Source organism: Nocardia vinacea NBRC 16497, assembly GCF_000308835.1.
Taxonomy (GTDB): domain Bacteria; phylum Actinomycetota; class Actinomycetes; order Mycobacteriales; family Mycobacteriaceae; genus Nocardia; species Nocardia vinacea.
Map to the genome: position 1 here is coordinate 79,572 of NZ_BAGN01000182.1, position 25,990 is coordinate 105,561.

Sequence of the window (25,990 nt, forward strand, 5' to 3'; positions counted from 1 at the left end):
GACGGTTAGTGCCGGGAGCGGCACGGCGCGCTCGGCGAATTGGTGCTTCTCAGCATTAGCCGCAAACTGCAGATGACGGCACGACACGCATCCTTGGGGGTGGACCATGCGGCGAGATACGCGATCGACTGACGTGACGAACGAGGCCGTTGCTGTCTTTCTTGACTTCGAGAACCTGGTCCTCGGTGTCGGTGGCGCGAATACTGTTGCAGGCAACACTATTCCGTCGTCGGCGGTGCGTTGGTTGTGCCGCGGTTTCGGTAACGCCTCAGTTCGGCGCGCGTACGCGGATTGGCGTGACGTCCGGTTTGGCCAGTACGAGCCGGTGTTGGCGGAGAACGGCATCGACTTGGTTCAGCTCGGTCGCTTCACGCCCGGAACTCACAAGAACGCCGCTGACATCCGCCTGGCGGTCGACGCGATGGAGACCCTGATCACTCACGGTGAGATCGGCGTGTTCGTGCTCGTCACAGGAGACAGTGACTTCACCCCGCTCGTGCAGAAGCTGCGTGAGTTCGGCAAGCACGTCATCGGCGTCGGTACGAACGAGAACTCCACCAGCGCCCGCTTGGTGTCGGTCTGCAGTGAGTACAAGTTCTGGGCCACGGTGCTCAGGCAGGCGGAACCGGCCCAGAGTCTGACTGAATCGCCGAAACAGGCAGCGCCACAGAAGAATTTGGACAAGGCTAGACAGCTGCTGATGCAGGCGGTAGGGCAGATCACGACCGATACCCCGACTGCTAGCGCGATCAAATCCAAGATGCTGGCGCTGGACTCGACGTTTGATGAGAACAACTACGGTTTCGGCAACTTCCGCGAGTTCTTGGCCAAGGTTGGCGGGGCGAAGATCGTTGGGCGGTCAGGTGGTGATATCACAGTGTCGTTGCCGGGGCCGTCGTCGTAGGTAGTTCCGCTCAGCTGTTCACACGATCGAGCCACTGCGTCATCAAGGCGGTGCGATAGTCACAGGATGGTAGTCGATCTGGGGCGTCTCGTCGCCGACATGAACAGCTTGTCCGTCGATACATGGAGGCGCGCCGACGTCGGTGACCAGGTCAATCTTAAGTTCAGAGAGGACTCGTTAACCGATCACAATCTGTTCGAGCTGCATCTTCGTCACCAGGAGCTTCGGGTGTACCGGTTCGACCAGACAGAGGAGACCAAATCGGGCGCCGACTGGGAATGGTGGATCGGGACGCCCGAACGTGGCTGGCTGTGCCTCAAGATCCAAGCCAAACGCGTCTATGGGCTGAGCTATCCAGAATTGAATCACAAGGCCGGAGCGGGGTCGGCGGCGCTGCGACAGTACGAGGTACTCATTGACCAATGCGACTCACGACGGGCCGAATACCCGTTTCATGTCTTTTACAACGGCTGGTCAGATGGGCGGTTTCGTGGGGCTGACGACATTGCCGTCAACAGGAGTATCGAGCGCCACCAAATCAGTGGCCGTGTCCAGGAAGATATTTCGAAGTTATGGGGGTGTACGGTGATGCCGACTCGCAAGGTTCGCGAACAACACGCGATCAAGCGTGGTAGGCACCAATTCACCTACGTCCCGTCCTACCTGGAACACTCAGTGCCCTGGTCCGAGTTGATCATTCCCACTTTTTCCACAGCCGGCGCAGGCAAATATGGCGGTAGTAAGCAGGACGGCGCGGCGATCCTAAACGCGGTGTGGCATCGAGTCGAAGCCATCACGCAGCTCGCCGAGTTGCCAGACGATTACACCATGGAACACTTTTCAGTCATCCCCGTAGAAGAGTGGCTCCATCTTCAGGATCGCCGACTTCATACCAACCTGCCCCGGTACATCCAGACTGCGACGGACATACCCCCCGACCTGGACTCGATCGGTGCTCGGCGCTCTGACCGCGTTCCCCGGCTTGCGGTGGTCCTGGACCTCAGCCAACAGCAAACGGGGATACCTCAACCTGACAACATGAGAGAGCCGCTGCGATGACGGGCCGGGATACGTCGATGCAGCTACGATTAATGCCTTCCGATAAGAATATTGCCACTACTAGCTCATCGTGGACTCGGCTGAAAGGTAACGAACCCGCAGGTCCACAATTAGCAGATATAGGCTATTTAGCGTGGCTACCGGCCATTGTAGACCTGGCATTAAACTGCGATACTGGGCGGTGTGACGCAAACGATAGTCCTTGATGATGCGGTCGCTACGTTCTTGGAGGGCAAGGAGTCGCCTTCTCTTGACGATATGCGCGAACTATGGTGGTCAATATTCGATCAGGAGACGCCTGGAGCGGAGGTGGGACTCGAACATTTTGTCGAGACGCTTTCTGTCGGCGCCGAGATTGAGGGGCTTGAGTTCAAGCTAGGCGCTTGGAAATGGGACGCGGCGACGAATCTCGCGAACTCTCTACTGAGCAGCCTGGTAATTGGAGCCGTCCTTGAATCGACCGGCCATCTTCACTGGTCCGGATATACCGTTCCTGCCGTATTGGGCGTTCTGTTCAAGATGGAGAAAGTGCGCATAGAAACCAAAGACAAAGCGCTCATGCTGGTACTCCAGGAGAAGACTGGCGACGATGGGCGACCGCGGTCGATAGATGATTTGTACGACTTGCTCCCCAGAAAGGAGCGGCGATCCATCGCGAAGTCCGACTTCATCGCTTTTGTCGAACGGCTGCGGCAGGCAGGCAAAGCTGGCCAGGAAATCGGCGGAACCTTCCGGATCATCCCGGACGGTAAAGAGCCTTGGATCAAGATCAATATCTTCTAGATGGGAAAACGGCTCCGCTGGATTTTAGCGGAGCCGTGTCAGTCAGTTGTCGTGATCGTCGCGCCAAAGCATTCGGACGTACCGAACAATTGGATTGAGCGCGACAGCGACGATCAGTCCCAGCAGGAACGCGGTGCCGAACAGCTTCCAGCCCAGGGTCCCAAGGCCGTGTGAAAGCTCGGGCGCAAGCGCAATGGTCAGCGATATTGCAAGACCAACGGCTAGGCCGCACTGGATCAACAGCATGAGGTTTCCAAGAACCTTGCTGGACCGATTTGAATTTGACTGTTTCGGGTCTACCATCGGTGACTCCCTCGTCAATAGACGGGCCAACGGCCCGAGTCACCGCATTTCGGCGACCACCCTGCGCTCGTTTGACCAGCGCAGCGAAGAGCCAAAATAGAAAGATTGACGCGATTTTCTCATTTGTCGCACTATTTGTCAAGATCCGAATGGTCGCGACTATCTGGTCTGAGTGATTCGAGCGCCCTTTGATCGACGTATGATTCACAGGAAATGATACTCCGGATGACGGCCGACAGTTCTCGTTCCCATTGCAACCAATCGACATCCTGCATCGTCAGACCTTGTCCCATAATGTCCTCAAATTGGCCAGCGGTAAGCTGCGTCGCCAGGTCATCGCCGATATACATTCCCAGGTGTGTCTGACCGTCGACATGCCATATGAGAGCTGTGTAGGGGGTACCTGTCAAGTTCCAATAGATCCCGTAAGCTTGTCGATCGCTTGGAAGCATGGCTTTTTCGGGACCGATGAGAGTGTTCGTCGGGACATCCAGTAGAACGACGGTCGGGATGCGCTTGCGAGTTGGCTCTATCCAGTGGGCCGCGAAGTGAGGATCCGTGTAGCAACTGGCGGCCACGCAGAACGCATATGGCCCGCGATCCTTCCATGCGTCGAGCAACTCAAGCATGTCTGCGGGTTCTCGGAACCCCACATGGAAAATCTCAAAGTCATCGCTGTCCCCGATATTTGTCCGGCACTTCACCGAGACAACAACGCTATTGCCGAGGCTTTCAAGGTGTTTTCGGGGCTGCTCGTCCCATTCGTAGCTCTCTAAAAGGCGTCCTGCCAGGCGCGCGTGGAACACGAGGTCGGGAACGCCGTCAACAGATGCGACGTGAGTGATCACGTGCATGAAGTCCTCGGGGTCGATGACGCCCTTCATGTATCCGAAACTCGCTGGCCACAGATGATTGCGGAAGGGAAAGCGGGTAGCTGCCAGCATGGCGACGGACTCGTCATAGCTGGTCGGTGCCGGCGCACCTGCCGGGTTGACGCGAAGACGCGTATGTCCTGCCGATGCCAGCAGATCGGCCACCTGTCGAGTCGCTTCGATATGACCATCCCACGGGAGTACCGTGGCGCCGCGCTCGCTCAGATGGCTGGCGCACTCGTCGTAGACGACCTGTTCCCAGGCTCGCCATGCCTCATCGTTCAGCGGGTCATCGACGCCCCCATACGCGGTGTTCTTCTGGAGCGTGTGGTTGCCGAAGCGATCCGATATGGCGGTGTCCGCTTGCCTGGCAAGCTCTGAAATGCGGGGTGCCAGGTCGCGAAGTAGCAACGAGAACCGCCGGTCAGGACGATCTACATTCGGGATGTCAGATAACTTAAACTCACCGGGGAACGCGCTGGCCGCGAGCGAGAGGATCGGCGTCTGCATCGACGCACGCGTTATTGCCGTCAGGAGAGAATCCTTGCGAATGGGATCCTCCAGCTGTTGGACTAAGACGGCCGCCCGGTTGTAGTACGCCTCGTACGCTCCACCTTTGGAGAGAACTGACGAGGCGTTTGGGTATCTGACCTCAGCTAGGTTGATGCTGCTGAAAGTGGCAAAAACCTCGTGCGTATACCGTGATGCCCCGAGAAGTTCTCCGAACAACTCGACCGCCCACGGTTGATACTCATGTGCGAAATGCAGGGCGGAACCCCATGCCGTTGAGTCATTGAGCGCTTTGTGATGAATCTCGTGGATATGGGTGACGTGATGCTCCATGGTATCGGCACCGGCCAAGCTCAGCGTCGTATCTCCGGGACGATAATGACCATAGCTGACGCCCGACTGGAAATGCAGTGCGTCATCTGCGGCGCTCTCAGGCACCGTCAGGTCTTCCAGCTCAGACAAAAACTGCTGATAAGCGTCCTCAAACTCGTCCACTATTGCCACCTGAAGTCAGAGGTTTCATCGTCGTCGTGACTCAAGGGCGTACTGGCGTTGGCCTGCGAAGCACTGCGGTTCGCCGCAGCTTTTCGTCTGTCCGATCGCGCCAGCAGCGCGCTGTAGACCAGAAAGGCCGTCACCAGCCAAAGCGGAATCGCCAGCCAGATCAGTCCGCCTGCGGTGGCCGCGCAGGCTCCGCCCCCGACGATCAACGCAAAGAAGGCGACACCGATCTCAGCCTCGCGGCCAGTCGGGGCCGCAGCAGTCGAGTTCGTAGGAGCAGCGGGCGCGAGTACTTGTCTCGGTCGGCCTTTTGGTCGGGGACCGATGGTCTTGGTGTCGTAGATGCCGGTGCCAGGTATCCGCACTGTTCGCTGGAGACGTCCGTCGGCGCGGCGTGTCAGTCGGGCGGGCCCAGCACCGGCGCTGAAGCCGAACCCGGATTTCGAAGCTGTGACACGCACCGGACCGAACTTCCTCGTCATGCGGACCATCGGCTGCCCCCTGGCAAGTGAACTCGAAAGATCTTGCACCGGACATATTTTGGTATGCCAACCTGGCGCTGCGGTCGATCCTACTGCCGACGGACTCCAAGGGGTGCTGTTATTGCTGGTGGCCGCCAAGCACACTCGAACGCGCTGCTCTTGCTTCGTCAGCGACGCAGTCCTTTTCAAGACTGACCACGACAGGGGCCCATCGGCTCCGAATACATTGCGGGCATTGACCATGGCTGGCACACCTCTGGCCCTCACGAAGGCTCATGCAAGAAGGCCGATCAATGCTCGGCGAAAGGGCGACTCGACCGCTCACGTATGGACGCGCTTGAAGCGCTTTGTGGAGCCTGCCGGCGAGTTGTCACACAACCTGAACAGAACAGCAATCGGATGGATGCGGCTGTGCAGCAGAGATTTTGGGCTGGAGTGGATGTCGGTAAGTCAGCGCACCACTGCGCGGTGATCGACGACGATGGAACCCAGTTGCTGACGCAACGAGTCGCCAACGATGAGACTGAACTCAACGCGCTCATCGCTTCGGTCGAAGCGCTCGCTGGCGGTGTGGAAGTAACGTGGGCGACCGATGTCAACCGCGGCGGCGCCTGCCTTCTCATCGCATTGTTGCTGGAACGCGGCCATCGGCTGGTCTATATCCACGGACGCACCTTCTACCATGCAGCCGTGGCACAGTCGGGCGAGCGAAAGACCGACGCCAAGGACGCGGCCGTGATGGCCAACCACATCCGGATGCGGCGAGATCTGCGGCCGATCCACGCAGTGGATGAGATCACTGCCGAGCTCCGTCTGCTGACTGCCGAGCGTGCCAGCCTGGTTTCCGACCGAATTGCTGTCGTCAACAGAATCCGCGCTCACCTACTCGAATACTTCCCCGCGCTCGAAGCCACGTTCGACTACGCACACTCCAAAGGCGCACGGATCTTGCTGACGAGGTTCCAGACCCCGCAAGCTATTCGAGATGCCGGACACGACGAGCTCGTGAGCTGGCTCAAGAGCAAGGAGGTCCGTAAGGCGTCCACAATCGCCACCGCCGCAGTCACTGCGGCACACGCCCAGCAGATCACTTTTCCAGGCCAAGCGCTGGCAAGCAGTTTGGTTTCGAAGCTCGCCCAAACGATGCTTGATCTCGATGTCGACATCGCTCGCGTCGACGCGATGATCGAAAGCCGAGTGTATCGGCACGACGACGCGGCAATCATCCTCAGTATGCCGGGCTTCGGGGTGTCGCTCACCGCCGACTTCCTGACCGCGACCCGCGGTGGCATGGCCGCTTTCACCAGCGCGGATCGCCTGGCCGGATTCTGTGGCCTGGCGCCGGTGCCTCGCGACTCGGGACAGGTGACCGGCAATCATCGCCGCCCCCGTCACTACAACCGGCGCCTCCTGCGAGCCTGCTACCTGGCGGCGCAGACAGCACGTCAGTGGGATCCAGTGGCAGATGCTTTCTACCAGCGAAAACGGCGTGAAGGAAAGAGCCATGTTCAAGCCATTCTCGCCTTGGCCCGCCGCCGAATCAATGTGCTCTGGGCGATGCTCCGGGACAGAACGCCCTACCGCGGAGCCCCAACCGAGCTGCCGAGCCCAGTGACCGGTTGTGCCGTCGAGACGGCGGCGACAAGCACATGTCCTTCAAAATTGGGCTACCACGGACAAGAACGAATGCCTGTGCCGTGGAAGACCATGCCGTTCGTCGACAACTACGACGGCAGATCCCTGGCCACGGAAACCGTGTCGTTCGCTCTTGACGGCGTCGGCTACGAGATGAACCTGTCCGCGCTCAACGCCAGCGAGCTACGGCGAATCTTCGAGCAGTGGACGCCGCACGCGAAGGAGATACCCCACGGGGATGAAGGCGTCAAGCGGCAGGTCAGGTTTACGGTAGGAAAACAACCGAGCGCAGCCATCCGCGAATGGGCGCGAAGTCACGGCCATCAGGTAGCCAGCCGAGGCCGGATCTCACCTCAACTCGTCTCCGCGTACTACGAGCATGGCTTGGTGTGAACCGACGTTGAGATTTGCCCATTCGCGGTGCGCCCATCCGGGCTCACACTCGGCCATCGAAACTCCGTCCTGACGTGAACCCGCAGCGTACCGCGCCTCCCCTAGCACGCCATCCGCGAACTACCGGTTTTCGATCGCGCAAATATCAGCGTTTTCCCTTGATGCACGAACCATTAATTGCCTAGGAGGCGAACCGCTAGGCCAGATATTGCCTAGCGGTAAGCGGCGTAAAGCCCGGCACAGAAGCCGAGTCCGGATTTTCGAAGTGGTGACACGCACCAGACCCCACTTCTCGTCACGCTGCTCCTGGCAAATGAACTCGAAAAATGTTGCACCGGAGGCGTTGTAGCCACGCGGGGCGCGACGGTACTTTGATGGTAATTAGCGTTCTGCAGTGGTGGGGGATTCATGCGTTCGAGTTCGATGGGCTTGTTCCTCAACGGCGCGTTCTTTTGTGGATTCGCGATCGACGCCGATCGATTGACCGCCGAGGGCTACGCGAAGGTCGGTGACGTCTGCCGAGGCCTCGCCGAACTCGACGCGGGATGGGGCTACGAGCGGATCGGTGACGAGAAGTGGTACTGGAGTACGAAGCTCTCCTCAACGCTGGTACCCACGTGGTTTATGTCCCATCGTGGTCAAACCCTGTGCGATCGACTGCACCAGGCTCTAGACCGGAGCGGCGTGCTGGATGGGCTGTCGTGGACCGTTGATGAGGTGTCTGTGGACTTCACCGACGCCGGTGGCGTCGGTGTGGCATCGACGAGACTGACCGTGTCGGCTGGGCAGGCGATGCCATTGCTGGACTGGCGGATTCGACTCGATCCGGTCGTGGACCGCATCGAAGCGGTGATCAATAGCTGGCTTCCTGATGAGTGCCGTAGTCTGCGCGATGCGTGTCGAGCGGTCGCTTCCGACTACGTGTTGGATGTTGCCTGGTGCCAGGACGACGGCACCCCGGACGCGGGTCATGGTGTGACATTAGGGCGTTCACGACCACAGCGGCTGTTGTGGCTGCACCGGACATTCCTCATCCCCTCGGTGCCAGTGGCGATGGCCGACCACGTGAAGTCGGCGGTCGAGGTGCTCTACCCGAGCATCCACAGCGTGGTCGTCTACCAAGGATTCGTGTTCATGCCGGGAATCTCCACCAGCGTAATCATCCCAGTCGACGGTGACCCGCATGGCCGAGTCTTGGTTGAAGTGAGCCAGATCCTGGAAGTCATGAATCTGAACTGGGCGGTACTGGCTGTACTCACCGAGGCTGACCGGACCCTGCACCGACGCTTCAATTTATTCACCGCACAAGGAGTTTCGTCCGGTGCGAGGCAGCTCGAAACCGAAGCGCTCGCCGTTCTCGAGCTTCAGGATCAGGTCCGCCTATCCCTCGGTTTCATCGACAGCTTGATGATCGACCGCGGTCCACCCCTGTGGCCGGCCTGGCGCGCGATCAACGAGGTTCAGCGATACGACCACATCGTCCGATCCCTCGAAGACAAGCTCGCCGCGCTCCAAAGCGCCTGTCAGACACAGCTTTCCAGAGCGTCGGCTAGCCGCGAACGACGCCTCGGGGTCACCGTCGATGTCTTCGCCGTATTCGGAGTGGTCGGCAGCGTCACCGGCATCACCGCCTTCCTGTTCTCCACCGACATCGCAGGCGGACTCGATTGGCGACTCGTAGTGGCCGCCACGGCCGTCATATCGGTCGTGCTCACCATCATCGCCAGAGAAAAGATCGGCCGTGACCGCTCGTGAGAATGTATCCCAATCACGCAACCTCGGAACAGTGTCGCCAGACAGTCTCCGAACATGCCTGTGGCGCAATGCCATTGACCTGGACACGTAGTCCCTCTAGCCACAGGTTGGACATCGAAGGAGCCGTTTGATGGATGCCGCGATTCTTCTGGGCTCGATTGCCATCGTCGTATCTGTCGCAACGATGATTACCTCTACCTTGATCGGCTTCAAGCAGGCGCGGCTCGCACGCGACGCCAATCAGATTCCAGCCGTGATTGATTTGCTGACTGAGTTCCGAACCGTCAAGTTTCATGACAACTACATGAAGATCGTCACCCAGCTCGATCGTCAGAACCCGACCGGTGCTGGGATCAGCGACTTGCCGGAGGATATGCGTGAGGCGGTGCTGGACGTTGGTTATTACTTCCAGGTACTCGCCAGCTTGATCGCGCTCGGGATCCTTGACGAGGCCAGCACGATGGCCATGCTGCACTACCGATTCGTGACGATCTGGGACGCCATCGCGCCCTATGTAATGGTCGAGCGCTCGAAACCCTACAGTGACGGACACAACCTCTCAATGCTCGAATTCTTCGCAGAACGCGCTCGACGAATACCCGTCGGAGCCACACCACAACTCCTCAATCGAGATGCCACGCTGCGGTTGGCGCAACGCCATCTCGGTCGACGTGCGTAAGTGATCACGATCGTGACCGGCGTCGATACGGTGCACCGCTACGTTGTGGCGGTTGGTTGGTGTGCTTAGCCGCGCCAACCCTGCTCGTTCATGCGCTCGAAATAGGCATCGTCGGCTGCCTGGATCTGTTCTTCGGTCATGGGTTTGGGCTGTGCCGCGGGTGCCGGCGCGGGTTCTCCCCGTAGTTCCTGGATCCCGGCGCGCAGGCGTGGGTCGGCAGTTCGCATGAGCTCTTCGGCTTTGGCTTGCGCGTCAGCCCGAGCACGGCGATGGGCCTCCATCAGCGCGTCGCCAAGTTGGGTACTTGTCCCTTTCATTGCGGCAGCCGGGATGTGCAGGTTGGTGATCGCCCCGGCCGTGTCGACCTCGACAGCGACCCCATGAATCGTGCTGCGGCCGCGGATGGCGGCTGCAGCTTTGGCCAGTTTGGCTGTGCTGCTGCGTATTTCGCCGAGATCGCGTTGGAGCTGTTGTTCCCACTCATCGAGGTAGGTCATGGGGTGTCCTCGTCGAGCAGGTCGGCGAACACCGCCTTGATGAGGGGCTTGTTGTCCACCGTGCGGACACGGGCCAGCGGGGAGTCGCCGATCTGGTTCGCGATGGTCGGGTCGCCGCCGCGGTCGCGGAGCAGCTGAACGACTTCCGGCGTGGTCCATGGGCTGCGGACTGCATACATCAGGGGGGTGTTGCCTTCGTCGTCAACGGCGTTGATATCGGCACCGGCCTCGAGCAGTACCCGCACTGTCTCGACTCCGCTGAATTGGGCGGCGCCGTGTAGTGGCATGAACCCGGCGTAGTCGCGGTCGTTGGGGTCCTGGCCCTGGGCGATCAGCTGGGCGACGAGGTCGGCCTTGTCGCCATGCCGGTCGGCGGCGGCGTAGTGCAGGGGGATGCGACCGCCACGATCACGGGTCACGGGCGGTGTCTTGTCCTTCTTCTTCCACATAGCAGGCGTCCTTACTTCGGCAGCTCGTCACGGTGGGTGGAGTTTCCGTACTTGTCCTCGATCCGGAAGTGCGTCGGGTCGTTGTAGAAGTCCGAGTATTCCTTCCAGGTCATGGGTGGGTTGCCACGCAGTGCCTCATCGCGCAGGCGCCAGTTCTCTTCGCCGGTGACATGTCCATAGACCGCTTTGGATTCGACGGGATACAGGGTCCCATCGGCGGCTTGGTAGTACTGGCCGTTGTGCGGCGGCTGCGTCGGTTTCGGCAGTGCAAGGATCGTGGCGTCGTCGTAGGTTTCGCTGACCGGGATGAGGATCTTGGAGTTGGTGGCGCTGACGTAGAACTCTTGTCCGTTGACGATCTTCTTGTCAGCGGCAGCGTTCACGGCATTCTTGGTCGACTGCCGCAGGTAAGGCCGACGGGACAGCAGGTTCAGATCGGTTTGGGATAGCGGGTTGACGCTTCCGGCGTACTCCGCGGTCAGCAGGCTGGCCTGCGAGGTGAGCAGGGGTGTCAGCTCTTCCACCGACCGAATGAATGCCCCCGAGGCCGCGACCACGGGCAGCCCTGTCGCTTGAGCGGTTAGGGCGGTCTCCCGGATGATTGTGGCGACGCGGGAGCCGACCACGGCGGCGCGGGCGGCGAGCGCGCCGTTGCCTCCCAGGACCGACAGTCCGAACGTTTCGGTGGCTGCCAGCCAGATGATGCCTTCGCCGATGACCCAGGTCGCGCCGAATTCGGCGAGTTCTCGCAGGATTTTGTGGTGGGCGTCCTCGATGGATTGGGCGTAGTCAGCGCAGCCATGGGCCAGCGTCATGAATTGCGTGGCAAGGGTTTTTGCCTGATTGTCCAGCAGGTTGACTTGGTCGAGGATCTGCTGGACCTCGGGGGTTTGCTGATCGCCGATGATGTCGCGGGCCGGCTGGAAGTTCAGATGCGTGGCGAGTTGCTCGGCGCAGTAGCTCCACCCGGTGGCGGCGTTGCGCAGAGTGTCGACGTTTCCGTTGGGCCACACCTCCCCCTGGGTATAGGCCGAGATCTTGTCCCACCACGACGGGGTTCCCGAGTCACCGCCATACAGGTTCGGGATGTCGGGGCGTTTCATCCATTCCAGCGAGCCTGGCGGGAACGCGAGATCGTCCGGGGCACCGCCGATGACCGAAAGCTGGTTAGCGTTCGCATGATTGGAGGCCGTGGCCTCCAGCAGGTCGCGCATCTGGCCCAAGCCGATGACGTAACTGGTCGCCGCGTCGATCGCCTGCTGGGCAACAGGATCGTATTCGTCGGACCAGTTTTTCCCGATCCGGTCGGTGCCCGCGCAGCCACCGCATTGTTTGAGCATGTCGAACATGCTGCTCATGTCGTTCCACGCGTACTGCCACTGCGTCTTGAATGATTCCGAGGCTTTCCGGAGCTCGGTCGGCGTCACCACCACCGGAGTCACGACGGCCACATCCCGACTGTCAACGCAGCCGCGAGCAGTGCAGGCACAGCGCGGTTGACTGATGAGATCAGCATTGTGCCAAGGATGACCAGATCGTGAAGGAGCCGACAAAGCATTCGATATCGCGCTTCTGTTTCGTAGTCCAGTTGGTGGCGTCCATGGGCGTCGGACATACAGCGGGTAGGCGTTTAAGTAGATCGGCCGATAATTGAAACTGTTTGATAGCGGTCATCTGCTGTGTAGATCGTGTGCGATACCGGGTCGACGACGAACCCAAAGGTTGCGCAATCGTGTGAGAAAGATTCGACAACCGTCTGAGTAGCAGTATCTACAACTGCGAAACCTCCGGAGTGTTCGACATACAGCCGACCAGTAGCAGGGTCGATTTCGAGATCGCGGGGTTTTGAGACAGAAATAGCGCTAGCGATCTTGTTGTCAGCCTTGTTTATCACCTTTACTTCGCCGGATTCTGACGCATAGGGATCTGCCAAGTACGCTGCGGACAGCTTAGTATCCACCGCTATATCCTTCGGGTAGATACCAACCGGTATCGTTGCCTTAACGAGTCGCGTGTCGACATCGACTGCCGATACCGAACCTTCTTCCTTTCCATTCGGTTGTTTCCAGCTAACTGCATATAGAGTACCGATGCCCGAATCAAAGGCGATACTCATTACATTCGGCACACTTATGGTTGCGGTTGCGATGCCGGTTGTGGCGTCGATTTCCGATATGCGGTCGGAACCCTCTTGTATTGCATAGAGCCTTTTTCTGGATTCGTCAATTGCCAGCTTGTGTGCCCAATGGGAGATATCGATTGTTCGGATGACTTTATCGGCCTCGGAATCTACCACTTGAATCTGGGGTCCGTTACCCACGTAAAGTAGGTGTGCACTGGAATCTACAACTATATCTATGGGCCCACCGTCTAGTTCGTAGCGGTTCGGGTTCTTCCACGCGCCGACGTCGATGGTTCTTTTTACCGAATTACTATTCGCGTCGATGACGGATATATTACCAGCATCATGATTGGCTGTGTAGATCGTGCGTGTGGTGGGATCGATGGCCATACCGTAAGCTTTCGACGGTATGGCGATAGTCGGCCACGGTCGCGAGTCTCGATCGAAATAAGTCCAATAGACAGCACCTCCGACGATAACCAGCGCCACTAGGAATCCTAGGAGTGTTACGCGCCGCTTTGGCCATTTACTCACCCCCCGGCGTTGGCGATCGTCCAACGCTTCGCCCGAATCGGGTAGGGCTACCGCTTCTGGTGGTGCGCCCGGAGTGTCGGAAGGACGTGCACGTGGCCTCCGGGACCTCGTAGAGATGGACTTACCGCGGGGGCGCAACGATGTAGCGGCCGCAGGCGCGTACCGATCGGGCCGAGAGTCGATACCACGCGCTTGCAGCTGACTCGCATCGGTCGAAGGTTGGTCGTTCTCGGGCGCTGGTTTAGGTTGTTCGACCACTTCCCCAGCTACCAATGTTCGCGCGATGTCAGAGTCGTGCTCTGGTTCACGTTGGTTGACGGCGGTTGATGCAACTGACGGCTGTTGGGAGACGCTTGGCGTTACGGGATTTGACCGAGAAGGGCGCGCGGCTCCGGTGGCGGTATCGCGGGGTCCGCCGAACAGGATGAGGTTGCCTGTAGCATCGATGCTGCGCCGTCGGGGCCGTGGCCGTCCCCGCATGTTGAGGTGGCGGTCAGCTGCGCTGTACAACTCATCGAGGGTGAGTCCCGGTGCGGCCGCAGCACTCAGCAACGCTTCTGTGAAGGCTGTGTACTTGTTTCCTGCCGGGGCGAAAGAGGTTTCGTTCGCCGCTGAGGACGTAATCGTGTAGGTCCCTCTGATCTCAACCTGTCCCGCAATCGCCCCTGCTGTACCACTCATACCTTCGAATGCTCGGCCGGAGAAGCAGCAGTCGAGGATTAGGATACGGTTCTCCGCCGGGCTCTCAAGGATTTCCTCACGGAGGGTTTCGAACGACAGCGTGGACCACCCAACCTGGTCGGGATCGCTAATGGTCAACCCAAGGTGCAGACGTCCGCGTCGATCGATGAGGCCATGGCCAGCGTAATACACGAACAGAACGTCGGTAGCACGACGGGCAGCATGTCCGATGGCATCGCCGATCTGGGCGCCGTAGTGCGGCTCGCGAACAACCACGCACTGTTCAGTGCTGAATGCTCCAAACCCGGGCTCAGTCAGCACGCGCTGCAGATCGGTGAGATTTGCTGTCACGGCTGGGATTTCCGGCAATTTTTCGGAATGCACGTACCGACCGGCACCGATCAACACCGCCCACGACCGAGCCCGGTCAGGAACTCGACTCACGACGCGACGTCCGGCGGATCGATTAGCCTCTGGACTTGCTGTAGTACCTCGGTCGAATCGACTCGTTTCGCGTCCAGCTCGATCTTGTCGCCGTTGGCCCGCGTCACCGTCACCGTGATATCGGTGCGCCGATGGGTGAGCCAGACTGTCAGCGAACGAACTAGAGCGACACCGATCCCTCCAGAGCTGGCGGCCAGAACCAGAACATCGGTGAGGCCACCCATCTCGTCGCTTCGGATCTGGGCGGCTTGTGGACTGATCCGGCCACGCAGAGCATCGTCGTGCCGAAACCAGTCCAGCAGTTGTACTAAGTTTTCCGGGTTACCGCTTGTCCGAATCCACAGCTGTCCATTCGAGTTCGGCATGGAGCTATCGTTGCGTACTCGACTCCGTCGCGGAAGCAGTTGAGGCGAAACGAGCAGTCCTACTTTCTGGCGGTCCTATACCGCATCGGCGCTGACCCGGTGCCATTGATGTCGACAGCCCGCCTCACCTCGTCCGCCTCCGCGACAACCGCATCCAGCTAAACCTTGTGCTCGTCGAGACGCCCGAACCCCAACGGCCCGAGTGCAATTCACGATTGTGGCCACATCCGCGTGTTGTGGCTGATCGCGGCGGAGTAGTTCGTATACGCCTTGCGCGCGACTTCCCTTAGCTCATCCAGGTTTTCGGCCATCTCATCGACACCGGCCACCCACTTGTCATGCGCCGCACGTTGCGCGGTTGCCGCTGCACTCGACCAGGTCAGGTGCAGGTCAGCGATATGACGGTCGACCTCGCCGAGCCAATCCTGCACCGTGGCACCGAATTTCTCCATCGTGTCGATCGCGGCATCGAGCTGCTCAAGATCGACCCGATACCGATCATCACCGGTCATGGCAGATCCAACCCCTGCAGTCCGGTGATCGCGTCCCGGTTCGCGATGTCGCGCAACTCGTACTGGTTGGCAGCCTCCGAGAGGTTCGCCGCGGATTCCTCCAAGGCCGCGATGACAGTATCGGCGCCCTGCTTCCACTCCACCCACGACTCGTCGTAGGCACTGGCGGCCTTCCCTCGCCAATCATCTGCGAGGAGTTCTTTGCCGATCGTGTTGTCGAGGCTCGTCAACTCGTCCCGAATGGCTTGAGCCTTGTCGGCGACGAAGCGCGAGGCCTCACGCAGCCGGTCAACCTCGACCTGGAGCTCCCCGGACACGCTGCCTCCCCCTCCGTCGCCTACAGATCGCATCTGCACTATATGACGCGGTGGCGACGTGTTCGGTTCCACAAGCGGCCTAGTGCCTGTGAGCCCGACCCCGATTGACGAGGTTGTCACGCCGGACAGCTGTGACGCCGGGTTCGCGGCGCAGCGGAACTACGTCAGCCGCACAGGCCCGGTGGCCGAGTGTCAACATGGCGCACCGCCATCGCAAAAGCGTGATGAGCAGGTCTCACAGCTCACATCACTATTCTCGGAGCAAACCACAAAACAGACCCTGAGATTAGGGGCACCGGCTCAACTAAAAGCAGGAATTAGCGAGCAAATTCTGCTAGCACACCAGGATCCACTTCTGGCCAGACCACTTCCATCAACAAGTTCGGACTAGTCGGTATCTAAGTAATTCCAGTAAGGTGGTGATCGATTCGGCTTATAGCCCTCTCAAATGAGCAGAATTGGGCGAACAAAGCAACCGCTACGTCTCCTTTTGTTGTCACACCTCGAAAAGATGGCAGAACGATCACGATTTCGCTCGTCGTTATTGTATCGGCGCACCAGCGGCCGCTACTGTTCGATGTGCCGAAGCGCCAGCCAACGGCGCTGGAGCCACGCGGCACGAGGAGGGAAATGTATCCGCAGGTGTTAGTGACATGGACGGCGTCGGCGGCTGCGATGACGAATGGCCGAAATCAGACATACCCAGTCGCCGACGCACTGTCGCGACGTGTTCACCCGGACACGGAGCATGTGATCGAGGGAGAGACCGAGGGAATTCGCCCTTCAGTCGTGTCCGCGAGAAGTAGCAAAGAGCTGACGAGGAACAGGACGCCCGTCATGTGGTGGCGACCACGGCAGTGTTCCGCCCGAATAGCGCTTGTGACGGTATTTCTGACAATGGCATTCTCGCCCCTCGCCTGCACGTCGCAAACTCACGACGGAGCATCGACACACGTTGCGGCGTCAGATTGTATCGACGTCGGCAAACCAAATGTCACTATTGACGAACTTTTGGCAGCGCGGAAGGATCCTCGCGATCCGTTGCCCGTGCCTGATTCTGACTATGAATACAAAAAGAACATAGAAAGCAACCCGATCGCAGTAAGGGTTTTACAGGAGGGCGATCACTCTGGATATACCGCAGCGGTGTGCGGCCTCGTGGACGAGGACAAGAAATGGGCCAAAAGCGTGCGCGGAAGAATTCTCGACGACGGACTAAGAGCGTGCATATTAATACATCAGCCCGGATACCCCGAGGGAAAAATTCGACTGCCTCATCAATCAGAGGATGCAGCTCGCAAGTACCTGTGCCCTTAGTGACGATTCCAAGCTCGGCCGGACCGCGTTCTTGATTCTTTGCGTTCTGATACGTGACTGCAATAAGGCGACCTCAGCCCTATTAAATGGCCATCCCCTCCGAGAAGCCGGATCTGAACCGTATCGCATCTTTCCGGTGAGCGATTGCCGCGGCGCTCAATACTCCCAGTGCTGACTGGACCCTGTCGGCCAATTATTCGTGGAAGCAAAAACCGTGCGACCATAATTTCCAGACGAGCACCCGCCTGTGGCGCAATAAGCATCTTGAACGCGTGATCCTGGTTTGCTTTGACAAATAAGTCTGGCGACCGACGCCCAGCGTATCCATGCCCCGGTACTGCCTGAGCATCAAACCGACAGAGTGCTCACCGAGATCTAGTGGCGGCGATATCGGGCCAGTATCGTTCCTTCTAATAGATAAATTCTTTGACGTACACCAAATAAAACCAACTGTTCTGGATGTAACACGCCGAGCCGACACTCTGAACCCGACGTAGCGCTCGCGGCTTGCTCTTAGATAGGGGGCTAGAGCAGTGAACCGAAATGGGAGACAGCATGACGATGGAAATCGTTGTCGGGATGGTGATTGCCTGGGCGATCAGCAAAGCACGTCGCGTCGGAAAACACCTGGATGGGCGCACTGACCAAGCGCTAGACGCGGCTGCGGATCGGGTATGGGATGTTGTGTCCCGGAAACTAGGCATGCACCCAGCCATTCAACGGCTGGTTGACGAAGCAACGGAAACGGGAGCCGCGTCCGAGGTCACCCGTCGCCAAGCGCAGCATGTCCTGGAGGAAGCCGCCTCCAATGACCCAGGCTTTGGCGCCGAGCTTAATGCCGCTCTCATGCGGCCCTCACCGCACGTCGCCACGGGTGCCGTCACTAATACCGGCACGATGCAAGGCGGCGTTATGGCCAGCCAAATCACTGGCCGGACGGTGCGGTTGAAAGCATCGAATAAGACGGTGAATCAAGCCATCACCTACACGAAGCAGCATCCGCGGCCTGTGCTTTTCGGTGGAATCCTATTGCTCGTGATCGTCGTCTTCTTTGTGTCTTGCGTTGCTACAGGAGGCGATGACAACCGAAGCAGCGATGGTCGCAACGAGAGGATACCCACACTCATTGGCGGCGTGACGTCACCGATGCCTGCTACTACAACCTTCAGCAGCACGGTTCAATCTGGGATATTAGTTCATTTCACCAGCGGAAAAGGATCCAATGGAATTCGCAACAAAGAGACGATTGGCTTCTTGAATCCAAGCACCGGCCAGTACCAAAAGTATCGAGAATTTGACATCACCGGATGGACTGGATATTTCTACAGCTACGAGTTAGTCTTCTCGCCGACATTGGACCGCTACGCCATGAGCAAGGTCGTGGATGGACAAGGTCATGCTGGCTGGGTTGAAGCGAGCGGAAAATTCACCGATGTTACCGCAGGGCAGAAGCCGGGGCCGTTTGAAGAAGGTTTCGCTTTCGACTCCATTGGCTTCGGGCGTAACGGGGACTTCTACTACGCACGGGTTTCCACCGATCGCAAATTTGATGTCTATCGACTCCCGTCCGGTGCGACCTCTGGTGCGCAACTGATCAAGACTCTCGGTCCATTCGCGACAGTCAGGGCATGGCGCGAAGGCGACGGCACGATCGGTGTGTATGGATCCGGTGACGATAGCCCGGAAGGGAACTGTGAATACTCATTTGGTAACGTCAGCTGGGTTTCGCCGAACACCTACGTCATCGGCGGTGGAACGCAGATCTACAAGGTGGTAAACGTTACACCAGCCTGCCCCAAGGAAGCGCTACTTCCCTCTTCTAACAGAGCGACGGTCACCAACCCAGTTGTAAGTAGCGACGGGAAAAGAGTCGTGTTCGTATACAACGATATCGACCTCTATACGGTAGATTTAAGCGCGAATAGCGTCCCAGTCAAGCTGGAGTATCCAAAGGACACTCTGCGCGGCTTCCAGCTGCTTCGCTGGATCTAAGCCTCTCGGCGCAGAGCGCTCAGAACGAGGGCGCGTACACGATGAGCACGTCGAATGTTCTACCGGCTACTGCTGATCAGCTACGGCACCGCCTGCCGCGATGCCCTCGGGTGTGTACAGCTCGAGCTCGTTCAGGACATGCGCGGACAACCGAATGCCAGCTCGGAACCGATGGCGGCTGGGTGCCGTCGAATCCGGCATGGACTACGAGGAGCGGCAAGCCCTTATCGAGGAAGGCGTGAATCCGGACGATCTGCGGATGCAGCTGCGGCGAGCAGCCGTGAGCTACTGGCTACGGCGGCGCGCTATCGAAGCTCGCATCCGCCCGCGATGGCGTGGCAGTAATCGTCCCGCGCCACATGGGCCGCACTCGACCGAATCGGATGAGCGCCAATGAGCTTGCGGGCGTAGCGGCCCTTCACTCGCCGGAAGCGTCGACCGGCACGGGAAGCCCGCTCACGAGCTTCCCAGCGTCGATATTCAGCCCATCGGCGATCTTCAGGATGTTGTGGAGGGTCAGATTGCGCCGGCCCCGCTCCACTTGGCCGAGGTAGGTCCAGTGCAGACCACATGCCTCGGCGGCTCTCTCCTGGTTCAGACCAAGCTCATTGCGTCGCGCGAGGACACGCTCACCAAAGATCCTGGTGGCGTCAGACAGGGGAGGCTTCGCAGGAGTCGGCATGGTTGTCCAAGCCCATACGTCCCATGACTCATAATCCAGAGACTTCGTATCCCATGACCTTGTATCTCAATACTATAAGTCCTAGAATTTTGCGGCCGACAACGTTGCGTCGGCTTACATTTCCCCTTTGGCCAGGCAGATTCGGTTGCAGGCGGAGGGCTGGTCCGGCAAGGAGGTGGCAGTATGGGTGGCAATGGTTTGACCGGCGGCAACGGGTAACCGTTCCCCTGAGAAGCGAAATGGCGAGGCGTCCATGACGGACCCTCGCCATTTCCTTTGCTCTATGACGATCAGCAGGATGTTGGTACAATGGTTGCATCAAACCTGTATGAACGACGCGCGACACCGACTCCTCCGAACCAAGAAGGTCCTCGCCGGGCTGGTGCTGTTCGTTGTGGGCGTGAGTTCGATGGCCATCGGTAAGGTCATACCGGCAATGCGAGAGCTGGGATGGCTGGGTGCGATTCCGTGGAGCGAACTGGGTGGCATCCTCGTCGGCGCCGGCCTCTTCAGCATCTGGCTTGACGCCTATTTCGAGCGCGAGAAACAGGAAGCCGACGATGAACGGCTGCGACGCATGTTCATCGAGCAAGCACCGGCCATGAGAGAAGCCGTCATCAAGGGCTTCGCCTTCGAGGAAGAGGATCTGCGGCGGGTGGCTACCCCGGAACTGCTCGATGACATCATCGGCAACAGTCTTGCGATGCGCCTGCGCGACAAGGACTTTGCTCGCGAGCTCTACGCCGACATCCGCGACCAAGCCGTGCGATCTGTCGAACGGTGGCACGACGCCAAGATTTCGATCCGCTTGAGCACGCCGAGCTCGAACGCTCACGGCGTTGCCGCGGAGCAGAAGCCGGATGCATCCCGCATGGTGATCACCGTGCGACACGAGTACACGACAGTGCCCGCCAGCCGCGTTCGACGATTCGTGTCCGTATCGGCCATCGACGAATACCGTGAGCTGGCGCAGGATCCGGCCTCGACGTTCGCCTGGTACTACCGCCCTACAAGCGATCTGGACGCAGGTTCCAGGGAGGCGTTCGAGCTCGTCCAGTTCACGGTTGATGGTGAGGAACGACCAATCCGGCGTACCGCTCGCAAGGGCGCCCAGACCTACACGGTCAACCTCGGCATCGACGAGACCGAGCCCGCGAAGCAGTGCAAGGTTTCATATACCTATCGGCTGCAGCCTGCCAGGCACAACCGCCTCCTCCACCTCGACGTTGAGCAGCCGACCCGCGGCATCGACATCGAGCTGGACTACAGCGATACCGACGTCGCATACGTGAACATGATCGACTTCATCGCAAGTAGTCAGAAGAGCATCGTCACCAAGACGCCGGACACAGTGCCCGACAAGATGATTGGCCTGCGGTTCGACGGGTGGGTGATGCCGAGGGGTGGCGTGGCGTTCGTCTGGGTGCTGGCCGACGAGCTCACGGATGGGAGCAGCTAGTAGGCACCGAAGGGAGGACACTAGACCTGCTATGTTGGACGGTTCGCCTACACTGGGCGGCATCGAATGAAGGGGAGTTCAAACGATGAATCATCCAGTAACACAAGCCTGCCCGGCGTGGTGCCACGAGCACATCAACCCCGAAGAGCCTGATGAGGGAACGAGCCACCGGGGCCAAGACGTCGAAGTCGTCCTGGAGCAGCACGGGCCGGTGTCGGTGTTCGTGGAGCGCTACGACGACCAATCCGGGGACAGTAAGTACTCGGTGTTTCTGTACCCGAAAGATGGGCTGGTGCAGCTATCGCTGGACGAGGCCCGCGAGCTGAACAGCGTACTGGCCCTGCGGATTGCTCAGGCGGACAGCGACCGTCGAGCTTGACCGGATAGAGCTGCCCGCTGCGGGAGCTTGCGGCCTCGGCTCGGCGCAGGTAGATGTGTCATGACGCTAGCCAGCTTCTAATGAATCCGCTCTCGGTCAAAACCGCATGACACGTGCTGGATCAACCGAAGACAATGCTGGATATGACAGACACCACCAGGTTCGTCGAGTGGTCACCGGCCGATTCACCCGCGGCAATCGCGGTGTCGGAGTCGTCTTGGTGGTTCTTCAGTGTGCGCCTCACTATCCAGCGCCTCAGCGACAACGACGATTGTCGTGTTCCGTTTAACTCACACCAGATCGACGCACGATTCCTCGTCTTCGCCCTCCGGCAACTCCTGACCGCTGAACAACTGATGCAGAAGGCCGTGAGGGAGCCTGGCGTAGCTCCAGAAGTTTCAACAGTGCTCGCGCAGGCGAGACAGCAGTTCGAGGATGCGATGCCCGGCATCAAGCGCATGCGCGACGCTCTCATGCACTTCGAGGACTGGTCGCGCGGAACAGGCAGTGGCCCGCAACATGACCGCAGTAAAGCAGGTGAAGCACCTCGCGACATCGCTGAGGCATATTGGAGCTTCGCCTACGACCCGATTGCTGGCACCGTGTCTCTTGGTCCTTACACCATCAATGTTGCTGTCGCAGACCGGGCTGCCGCCGAAATGCGGCGCGCGATCTACAGGGCTGGCCGTGAGATAGATAAGACCGCGTCCCTTCCTGACGAGCAGAACCGGCCTATCCAGTAGTGCCCAAATACACCGCGAACCGCCCCTATTTGCCCAGGTCTGGCCCGTAAACGGCCTGGTCAGCCCGGTTTGCCCTAGCCCTACCCAGCGGGCGGCGGTACCGTGGCAGCCAGGGGCCAGGTACTGGGGAACAGCGCCAAGGAGTTACGCCATGAACGACGTACCACCGAACGACGTCGGCCGTCGACTGCGAGAGATCCGGGCCTGGCGTGGTCAGAGCCTCGAAGTCGTCGCCGGGCTTGCTGGCATCAGCTTCGGCTACCTTGCCCGCCTGGAACGCGGCGAACAAGCCCTGACCAATCGGGGAACGCTCGAAGCGTTGGCACGGGCGTTGAAGGTGGCGCCGTCCGAGTTCAACGCCTACCCCTGGCACACCGCAGCGCCGGAATCCAACGAACAAGCCCATGCCGGACTCATCGCCATCGAAGATGCCTTGGATATCTATGAATTCGGCGAAGATCCTGAGGTCGAGACGCGGGAGTGGCCGCTTGTTGCGGCTGATCTGGAGCAACTGGCGGTGGCGGCTCAAGGAACGTCGGACTACGCCGTCCAAGGTGAGTTGACACCCCGGCTGCTCGGCGAACTGCATGCGACCTATGTTCGTCACCCTGAACTCCGCCGAGAAGTGCTTCTCGGCATGATCCTTTGTTACAGCGCGGCGGCGTGGACGACGAAACGTCTGGGCGGCCGAGGGTTGCCGCTGCTGGCTGCCAAAGCTGCCCAGGTGTGTGCCGAAGCCTTGGAATCCCCTGCTTGGCTGGGGTTTACGACCTGGCTGCGTGGTGATGCCACGGGCGGGTTGAGCCGCCCGGAACAGCATCGCCGCGCGGTCAAGATGGCGGATCGACTTACGCCGCATCTGGACAATTCAGAGGTCATGCAGATGTACGGCATGCTGCACTTGTCGGCAGCACTGGCTGCAGCTGTGCAGGCAGACCGTGACACCGCAGATACGCATCTGAACGAAGCTGATGCCATAGCGGCCCGGATGGATGATGAAGTTGGTAGCTTCGGCCGACTGTGGTTCGGCCGGGCCAACGTTGGCATCTGGAAGGCCAGTATCGGGCTGGAATTTGGCGACGGCGCGCGGGTTGCCGAGCAAGCCCGAAACGTTCACGTCGACGCTATCCCGAGCAAGAGCCGCCAAGCCGAGTTCTACATGGAGGTTGGCCGGTCGCTGATGACCGATTCGAAACGCCGTGACAACGGTGTGGCGGTGCTGCTGCGTGCCGAAGAGCTTGCACCCCAACGTGTTCACGCCGACGTATTCGTCCGGGAAGCGGTTGCCGATCACCTGCGCGCGGCTCGTCGTGATGCGGGTGGACGCAACCTGCGCGGGCTGGCCTGGCGACTGGGGATTGCGCCCGAGCTGGCCCCGAACGCTTGACCGAGCGCAACGAAAATGGTTGAGGGTCGCTAACTTTCACACTTTTAGGGGTTTGTCCTTTCAGGACAAACCCCTTTTTGGTGTCCCTTTACGGTCAGTCCTGGTACCCGGCACCGGGCCGACGCCGTTACCCCTCGGGCGGCGCATTGGCCCCTGTGAGCTGGGGCCGGTGGCGAAAGCCCCCGGTGCCGGGCACCGCTTCACCTTTTGCCGACGGTTCTTCGACCGGAAAGAAGCGATGCCTGATGCCTACCAATTCCCTTGCCATGTACCAACTCATCGCGCTGTGCGACGCTGCCGCGCACACCGCTCCGATGCTGCCGTTCAGCGTTCGGCAGGCCCACGAGGTGATGCAGATCCATGTGGCCTGCCGGGCCAAGGACTGCCCGCGGAAAGCATCCGCCCAGGATGTTCTGGTTGAGGCCGGCCGGATGGTGCTGTCTACGAGTAAGCCCCGGTGATCACCGATGACCATCATCCGCGACAGCGGCACACCGGAGGATCGCTCATCGGCGGCGGCCGTCGGTGCTTCGACTGAGACGAACCCGAACTGGGTGCCAGGTACGGCATTGCCATCGAGCGAGTTGCTGCTGGCGTCCTTCGCGGGCGTTCGGCAACTCCACGGCAGTGACATTTTGGATGCGGCGGTCGACTTGGTGGCCTGCCAACGGCAGTTCCGAGAGGCCCTCGTCATGCTGGCGGACGAGCAGATCGGCCATAGCGATCTGAAACACGCTGCCGCCGAGCTGGTTTCAGCCCGTGAGGACAGCGAGATCCTGACCGCCGTCATTGACGATGCGGTCGACCATCGCCAACTACAGCGGGCAATAGCACCGCCCTCGGCACCGCCACCGGTCCCGATCACCGGCGTCCCCGAGGGCACGTCGGTGATGGTTGTGCAAACGGAAAGCGTTGGGGCGCTGGTCGCCCGGATGGCTGACCTGTGGGTGCTAGTGCTCGCTGCGGTGGCAACGGATGAGGAACCGCTCGAAGCAACCCGGCTGGCGCAGCTCTGTCAGGGCTACGACTGCCTGGCGGCCGCGATCGAATCCGGCCAGCAACTGGTACTCGGGCGGTGATCAGCGATGACATCCACTCGGCCCGTCCGAGCACCACGTCCACCGCGCCGCATCCGGCACATCCACATCGAATCTGGCGCGCTGAAGCTGGATTTCGCCGCCTCAGCCGAACAAGCCGCCAACGTGGCCGACGAACTGGCCCAGGGCTTTCCGGAGTTCACCGTCACGGTCGATGACGACGTGGCTGCCGATCTGCCGCCGCTTCCGTGCGCCCAGCTCTGGGATTGACGAACCTTCAATCCTCCTGCGCCAGGGCTTGCGCGGATTCACACTCGAAACCTGAAGGGATACCACCTGTGCCGTCAGATGCTCAGCCACCGGGTTACTTCGTGATGGGCTATTCCCCGGAAGAGCCGCTGGCCTTCTCGGTGCCACCCCTCGAGGCCCAGCCCGACCAGCCGCTGCCGGATGCCGGACCCTTTCTGCGGGTCTTTTCCGGCGCAGAAGAACCAACGACCGTCATGCTGCGCTGCGCTCAGCAGTATCTCGGTATCCACCGTCTGCTCCATGACCACGGCCGCAATGTTCCCGACGTTATCCACGAACAGCTCTCGGTATTGACCTTCCTGATCGACCGCGAAGCCGAAGGGCATACGAAGGAGATCGCGGTCGCGGCCGGCGCCCCAGTGAATCCGTCGTCGTACGGCGAAATGGTCTACTGGCTTGCTTGGAAGTTCCTGCTCTACGGCCTGCGGCAACACGACCCTGAGCACGGCGACCGTGATGCGGCGGCACTGCTCAAGCAGTGCAAGGCATTCGACCAGTTGGTCGAGGATGTCAGGGCTGGAGGGGTTCGGTTGCCGGACACGGCGACCGATGATTTGCCGCCACGGACGGTGCGGCCGGATGGCACCGAGGATGTCCTCGGCCAGGGCCCTACCACAGTTACGGGTGACGGCGGGGCTGCCAATGTCGGCCACACAGGGCCATGACGATGCCGGATCAGCCCCAGCGCAAGGAGTACGTCAAGGCGGACGGCAAGCTGGCCGAACGTTGGTGTCATGCCCATCTCTTGGAGCTGACCGTCCCGCGGGCACTTGACCTGCAGTGCATCCATGGAACGCACCGACCGGATGACTGCTTCGTGCATCTGCAGGTGGCGATGTTCCTGCTGGAAGCGAACGACATCTGAACTTCGCCCCGCTATCTCGCTTG

General features: G+C 59.9%; 28 protein-coding genes and 1 pseudogene. 18 read left to right on the forward strand and 11 right to left on the reverse strand.

The annotated features are described in order from the left end of the window. Nucleotides 1–133 precede the first annotated feature (133 nt). The 3 genes from ON44_RS25025 to ON44_RS25035 all read left to right on the forward strand — a co-directional run bounded on the left by ON44_RS25025 (nucleotide 134) and on the right by ON44_RS25035 (nucleotide 2,746). A complete protein-coding gene (locus ON44_RS25025) occupies nucleotides 134–904 on the forward strand; it encodes an NYN domain-containing protein (protein ID WP_218007632.1) in 771 nt (256 codons plus the stop codon). Nucleotides 905–970: 66 nt separating this feature from the next. Beyond that, entirely contained in the window at nucleotides 971–1,963 is a 993-nt protein-coding gene (locus tag ON44_RS25030) for a DUF6615 family protein (protein WP_040694342.1), read from the forward strand. Between the two features lie 183 nt (nucleotides 1,964–2,146). Further along, nucleotides 2,147–2,746 carry a hypothetical protein gene (locus tag ON44_RS25035; RefSeq protein ID WP_040694344.1) on the forward strand — a complete coding sequence of 200 codons (600 nt, stop codon included), beginning with the start codon at nucleotides 2,147–2,149 and terminating at the stop codon, nucleotides 2,744–2,746. Nucleotides 2,747–2,788: 42 nt separating this feature from the next. Here the strand turns inward: ON44_RS25035 and ON44_RS25040 are convergent, their stop codons facing one another. The 3 genes from ON44_RS25040 to ON44_RS54090 form a co-directional block, all read right to left on the reverse strand. Next, complete coding sequence (locus ON44_RS25040) at nucleotides 2,789–2,992, reverse strand: hypothetical protein (RefSeq protein WP_040694346.1); 204 nt, start codon at nucleotides 2,990–2,992, stop codon at nucleotides 2,789–2,791. A gap of 188 nt (nucleotides 2,993–3,180) precedes the next feature. Next, nucleotides 3,181–4,926 carry a hypothetical protein gene (locus ON44_RS25045; protein ID WP_040694349.1) on the reverse strand — a complete coding sequence of 582 codons (1,746 nt, stop codon included), beginning with the start codon at nucleotides 4,924–4,926 and terminating at the stop codon, nucleotides 3,181–3,183. Next, nucleotides 4,926–5,657 carry a DUF4236 domain-containing protein gene (locus ON44_RS54090; RefSeq protein WP_373283203.1) on the reverse strand — a complete coding sequence of 244 codons (732 nt, stop codon included), beginning with the start codon at nucleotides 5,655–5,657 and terminating at the stop codon, nucleotides 4,926–4,928. The genes ON44_RS25045 and ON44_RS54090 overlap by 1 nt, the downstream gene beginning before the upstream one ends. A 168-nt stretch (nucleotides 5,658–5,825) precedes the next feature. On the opposite strand from ON44_RS54090, the pseudogene ON44_RS25055 reads away from it, so the two are divergent. The 4 genes and pseudogenes from ON44_RS25055 to ON44_RS25065 form a co-directional block, all read left to right on the forward strand. Then, nucleotides 5,826–7,010: pseudogene (locus ON44_RS25055) on the forward strand (IS110 family RNA-guided transposase); the annotation flags it as partial. A 111-nt stretch (nucleotides 7,011–7,121) separates the two neighbouring features. Continuing rightward, entirely contained in the window at nucleotides 7,122–7,442 is a 321-nt protein-coding gene (locus tag ON44_RS53780; RefSeq protein WP_306306518.1) for a histone-like nucleoid-structuring protein Lsr2, read from the forward strand. 408 nt (nucleotides 7,443–7,850) lie between these two features. After that, nucleotides 7,851–9,197, forward strand: coding sequence for a hypothetical protein (locus tag ON44_RS25060; RefSeq protein WP_157187303.1), 1,347 nt, complete (start codon nucleotides 7,851–7,853; stop codon nucleotides 9,195–9,197). Between the two features lie 130 nt (nucleotides 9,198–9,327). Continuing rightward, nucleotides 9,328–9,876: a DUF4760 domain-containing protein gene (locus tag ON44_RS25065; RefSeq protein ID WP_040694355.1), complete on the forward strand. Its 549-nt coding sequence runs from the start codon at nucleotides 9,328–9,330 to the stop codon at nucleotides 9,874–9,876. A gap of 65 nt (nucleotides 9,877–9,941) precedes the next feature. Here the strand turns inward: ON44_RS25065 and ON44_RS25070 are convergent, their stop codons facing one another. The 7 genes from ON44_RS25070 to ON44_RS25095 form a co-directional block, all read right to left on the reverse strand. Continuing rightward, nucleotides 9,942–10,373: a YbaB/EbfC family nucleoid-associated protein gene (locus ON44_RS25070; protein ID WP_040694356.1), complete on the reverse strand. Its 432-nt coding sequence runs from the start codon at nucleotides 10,371–10,373 to the stop codon at nucleotides 9,942–9,944. Then, complete coding sequence (locus tag ON44_RS25075; RefSeq protein WP_051182419.1) at nucleotides 10,370–10,822, reverse strand: ankyrin repeat domain-containing protein; 453 nt, start codon at nucleotides 10,820–10,822, stop codon at nucleotides 10,370–10,372. The genes ON44_RS25070 and ON44_RS25075 overlap by 4 nt, the downstream gene beginning before the upstream one ends. A gap of 11 nt (nucleotides 10,823–10,833) precedes the next feature. Then, complete coding sequence (locus ON44_RS25080) at nucleotides 10,834–12,264, reverse strand: GH-E family nuclease (protein WP_157187304.1); 1,431 nt, start codon at nucleotides 12,262–12,264, stop codon at nucleotides 10,834–10,836. Between the two features lie 188 nt (nucleotides 12,265–12,452). Continuing rightward, on the reverse strand, nucleotides 12,453–14,567 hold the full coding sequence (locus ON44_RS48565) for a caspase, EACC1-associated type (protein WP_083898124.1): 2,115 nt from the start codon (nucleotides 14,565–14,567) through the stop codon (nucleotides 12,453–12,455). A 32-nt stretch (nucleotides 14,568–14,599) separates the two neighbouring features. Next, nucleotides 14,600–14,968, reverse strand: coding sequence for an effector-associated constant component EACC1 (locus ON44_RS25085; protein ID WP_040694361.1), 369 nt, complete (start codon nucleotides 14,966–14,968; stop codon nucleotides 14,600–14,602). Between the two features lie 209 nt (nucleotides 14,969–15,177). Continuing rightward, the gene (locus ON44_RS25090; RefSeq protein WP_040694363.1) at nucleotides 15,178–15,480 is read right to left on the reverse strand and encodes a WXG100 family type VII secretion target; all 303 of its coding nucleotides are present in this window, start codon (nucleotides 15,478–15,480) and stop codon (nucleotides 15,178–15,180) included. Then, nucleotides 15,477–15,797: a WXG100 family type VII secretion target gene (locus ON44_RS25095; protein ID WP_040694642.1), complete on the reverse strand. Its 321-nt coding sequence runs from the start codon at nucleotides 15,795–15,797 to the stop codon at nucleotides 15,477–15,479. The genes ON44_RS25090 and ON44_RS25095 overlap by 4 nt, the downstream gene beginning before the upstream one ends. Before the next feature lie 1,872 nt (nucleotides 15,798–17,669). On the opposite strand from ON44_RS25095, the gene ON44_RS47075 reads away from it, so the two are divergent. Together ON44_RS47075 and ON44_RS25105 are read left to right on the forward strand one after the other, a co-directional pair. Further along, on the forward strand, nucleotides 17,670–19,106 hold the full coding sequence (locus ON44_RS47075; RefSeq protein WP_157187305.1) for a hypothetical protein: 1,437 nt from the start codon (nucleotides 17,670–17,672) through the stop codon (nucleotides 19,104–19,106). Nucleotides 19,107–19,260: 154 nt separating this feature from the next. Next, a complete protein-coding gene (locus ON44_RS25105; RefSeq protein ID WP_157187306.1) occupies nucleotides 19,261–19,503 on the forward strand; it encodes a hypothetical protein in 243 nt (80 codons plus the stop codon). A gap of 21 nt (nucleotides 19,504–19,524) precedes the next feature. On the opposite strand, the gene ON44_RS25110 is transcribed toward ON44_RS25105, so the two are convergent. Beyond that, a complete protein-coding gene (locus ON44_RS25110; protein WP_040694367.1) occupies nucleotides 19,525–19,788 on the reverse strand; it encodes a helix-turn-helix domain-containing protein in 264 nt (87 codons plus the stop codon). Between the two features lie 328 nt (nucleotides 19,789–20,116). Here ON44_RS25110 and ON44_RS25115 point away from each other — a divergent pair, with 328 nt between their 5' ends. From ON44_RS25115 to ON44_RS25155, 9 genes are all read left to right on the forward strand, one after another. After that, nucleotides 20,117–21,247 carry a hypothetical protein gene (locus ON44_RS25115; RefSeq protein WP_040694369.1) on the forward strand — a complete coding sequence of 377 codons (1,131 nt, stop codon included), beginning with the start codon at nucleotides 20,117–20,119 and terminating at the stop codon, nucleotides 21,245–21,247. Between the two features lie 85 nt (nucleotides 21,248–21,332). After that, a complete protein-coding gene (locus ON44_RS25120) occupies nucleotides 21,333–21,626 on the forward strand; it encodes a hypothetical protein (RefSeq protein ID WP_040694371.1) in 294 nt (97 codons plus the stop codon). Between the two features lie 143 nt (nucleotides 21,627–21,769). After that, nucleotides 21,770–22,369 (forward strand): hypothetical protein, encoded by a 600-nt coding sequence (locus ON44_RS25125; protein WP_157187307.1) that lies wholly within the window; start codon nucleotides 21,770–21,772, stop codon nucleotides 22,367–22,369. A gap of 151 nt (nucleotides 22,370–22,520) precedes the next feature. Further along, nucleotides 22,521–23,756: a helix-turn-helix domain-containing protein gene (locus ON44_RS25130; RefSeq protein WP_040694372.1), complete on the forward strand. Its 1,236-nt coding sequence runs from the start codon at nucleotides 22,521–22,523 to the stop codon at nucleotides 23,754–23,756. A 245-nt stretch (nucleotides 23,757–24,001) separates the two neighbouring features. Then, complete coding sequence (locus tag ON44_RS25135) at nucleotides 24,002–24,217, forward strand: hypothetical protein (protein ID WP_040694373.1); 216 nt, start codon at nucleotides 24,002–24,004, stop codon at nucleotides 24,215–24,217. Between the two features lie 6 nt (nucleotides 24,218–24,223). Next, the gene (locus ON44_RS25140) at nucleotides 24,224–24,835 is read left to right on the forward strand and encodes a hypothetical protein (protein WP_040694374.1); all 612 of its coding nucleotides are present in this window, start codon (nucleotides 24,224–24,226) and stop codon (nucleotides 24,833–24,835) included. A 6-nt stretch (nucleotides 24,836–24,841) separates the two neighbouring features. Further along, on the forward strand, nucleotides 24,842–25,063 hold the full coding sequence (locus ON44_RS25145; protein ID WP_040694376.1) for a hypothetical protein: 222 nt from the start codon (nucleotides 24,842–24,844) through the stop codon (nucleotides 25,061–25,063). Nucleotides 25,064–25,131: 68 nt separating this feature from the next. Continuing rightward, nucleotides 25,132–25,767 carry a hypothetical protein gene (locus ON44_RS25150; RefSeq protein WP_157187308.1) on the forward strand — a complete coding sequence of 212 codons (636 nt, stop codon included), beginning with the start codon at nucleotides 25,132–25,134 and terminating at the stop codon, nucleotides 25,765–25,767. Continuing rightward, on the forward strand, nucleotides 25,764–25,967 hold the full coding sequence (locus ON44_RS25155) for a hypothetical protein (protein ID WP_040694379.1): 204 nt from the start codon (nucleotides 25,764–25,766) through the stop codon (nucleotides 25,965–25,967). Before ON44_RS25150 ends, ON44_RS25155 begins: the two co-directional genes overlap by 4 nt. The last annotated feature ends 23 nt before the right edge of the window (nucleotides 25,968–25,990 follow it).

Coding starts and splice junctions, on each gene's coding strand:
- ON44_RS25075 (WP_051182419.1), bottom strand. CDS start 10,822: ATGTGGAAGAAGAAGGACAAGACACCGCCCGTGACCCGTGATCGTGGC.
- ON44_RS25085 (WP_040694361.1), bottom strand. CDS start 14,968: ATGCCGAACTCGAATGGACAGCTGTGGATTCGGACAAGCGGTAACCCG.
- ON44_RS25065 (WP_040694355.1), top strand. CDS start 9,328: ATGGATGCCGCGATTCTTCTGGGCTCGATTGCCATCGTCGTATCTGTC.
- ON44_RS25105 (WP_157187306.1), top strand. CDS start 19,261: ATGCCAGCTCGGAACCGATGGCGGCTGGGTGCCGTCGAATCCGGCATG.
- ON44_RS25090 (WP_040694363.1), bottom strand. CDS start 15,480: ATGACCGGTGATGATCGGTATCGGGTCGATCTTGAGCAGCTCGATGCC.
- ON44_RS25155 (WP_040694379.1), top strand. CDS start 25,764: ATGACGATGCCGGATCAGCCCCAGCGCAAGGAGTACGTCAAGGCGGAC.
- ON44_RS25135 (WP_040694373.1), top strand. CDS start 24,002: ATGCCTACCAATTCCCTTGCCATGTACCAACTCATCGCGCTGTGCGAC.
- ON44_RS25115 (WP_040694369.1), top strand. CDS start 20,117: ATGAACGACGCGCGACACCGACTCCTCCGAACCAAGAAGGTCCTCGCC.
- ON44_RS25040 (WP_040694346.1), bottom strand. CDS start 2,992: ATGCTGTTGATCCAGTGCGGCCTAGCCGTTGGTCTTGCAATATCGCTG.
- ON44_RS47075 (WP_157187305.1), top strand. CDS start 17,670: ATGACGATGGAAATCGTTGTCGGGATGGTGATTGCCTGGGCGATCAGC.
- ON44_RS25145 (WP_040694376.1), top strand. CDS start 24,842: ATGACATCCACTCGGCCCGTCCGAGCACCACGTCCACCGCGCCGCATC.
- ON44_RS25130 (WP_040694372.1), top strand. CDS start 22,521: ATGAACGACGTACCACCGAACGACGTCGGCCGTCGACTGCGAGAGATC.
- ON44_RS25120 (WP_040694371.1), top strand. CDS start 21,333: ATGAATCATCCAGTAACACAAGCCTGCCCGGCGTGGTGCCACGAGCAC.
- ON44_RS25070 (WP_040694356.1), bottom strand. CDS start 10,373: ATGACCTACCTCGATGAGTGGGAACAACAGCTCCAACGCGATCTCGGC.
- ON44_RS54090 (WP_373283203.1), bottom strand. CDS start 5,657: ATGGTCAATGCCCGCAATGTATTCGGAGCCGATGGGCCCCTGTCGTGG.
- ON44_RS25060 (WP_157187303.1), top strand. CDS start 7,851: ATGCGTTCGAGTTCGATGGGCTTGTTCCTCAACGGCGCGTTCTTTTGT.
- ON44_RS25140 (WP_040694374.1), top strand. CDS start 24,224: ATGACCATCATCCGCGACAGCGGCACACCGGAGGATCGCTCATCGGCG.
- ON44_RS25125 (WP_157187307.1), top strand. CDS start 21,770: ATGACAGACACCACCAGGTTCGTCGAGTGGTCACCGGCCGATTCACCC.
- ON44_RS53780 (WP_306306518.1), top strand. CDS start 7,122: ATGCCGTTCGTCGACAACTACGACGGCAGATCCCTGGCCACGGAAACC.
- ON44_RS25030 (WP_040694342.1), top strand. CDS start 971: ATGGTAGTCGATCTGGGGCGTCTCGTCGCCGACATGAACAGCTTGTCC.
- ON44_RS25110 (WP_040694367.1), bottom strand. CDS start 19,788: ATGCCGACTCCTGCGAAGCCTCCCCTGTCTGACGCCACCAGGATCTTT.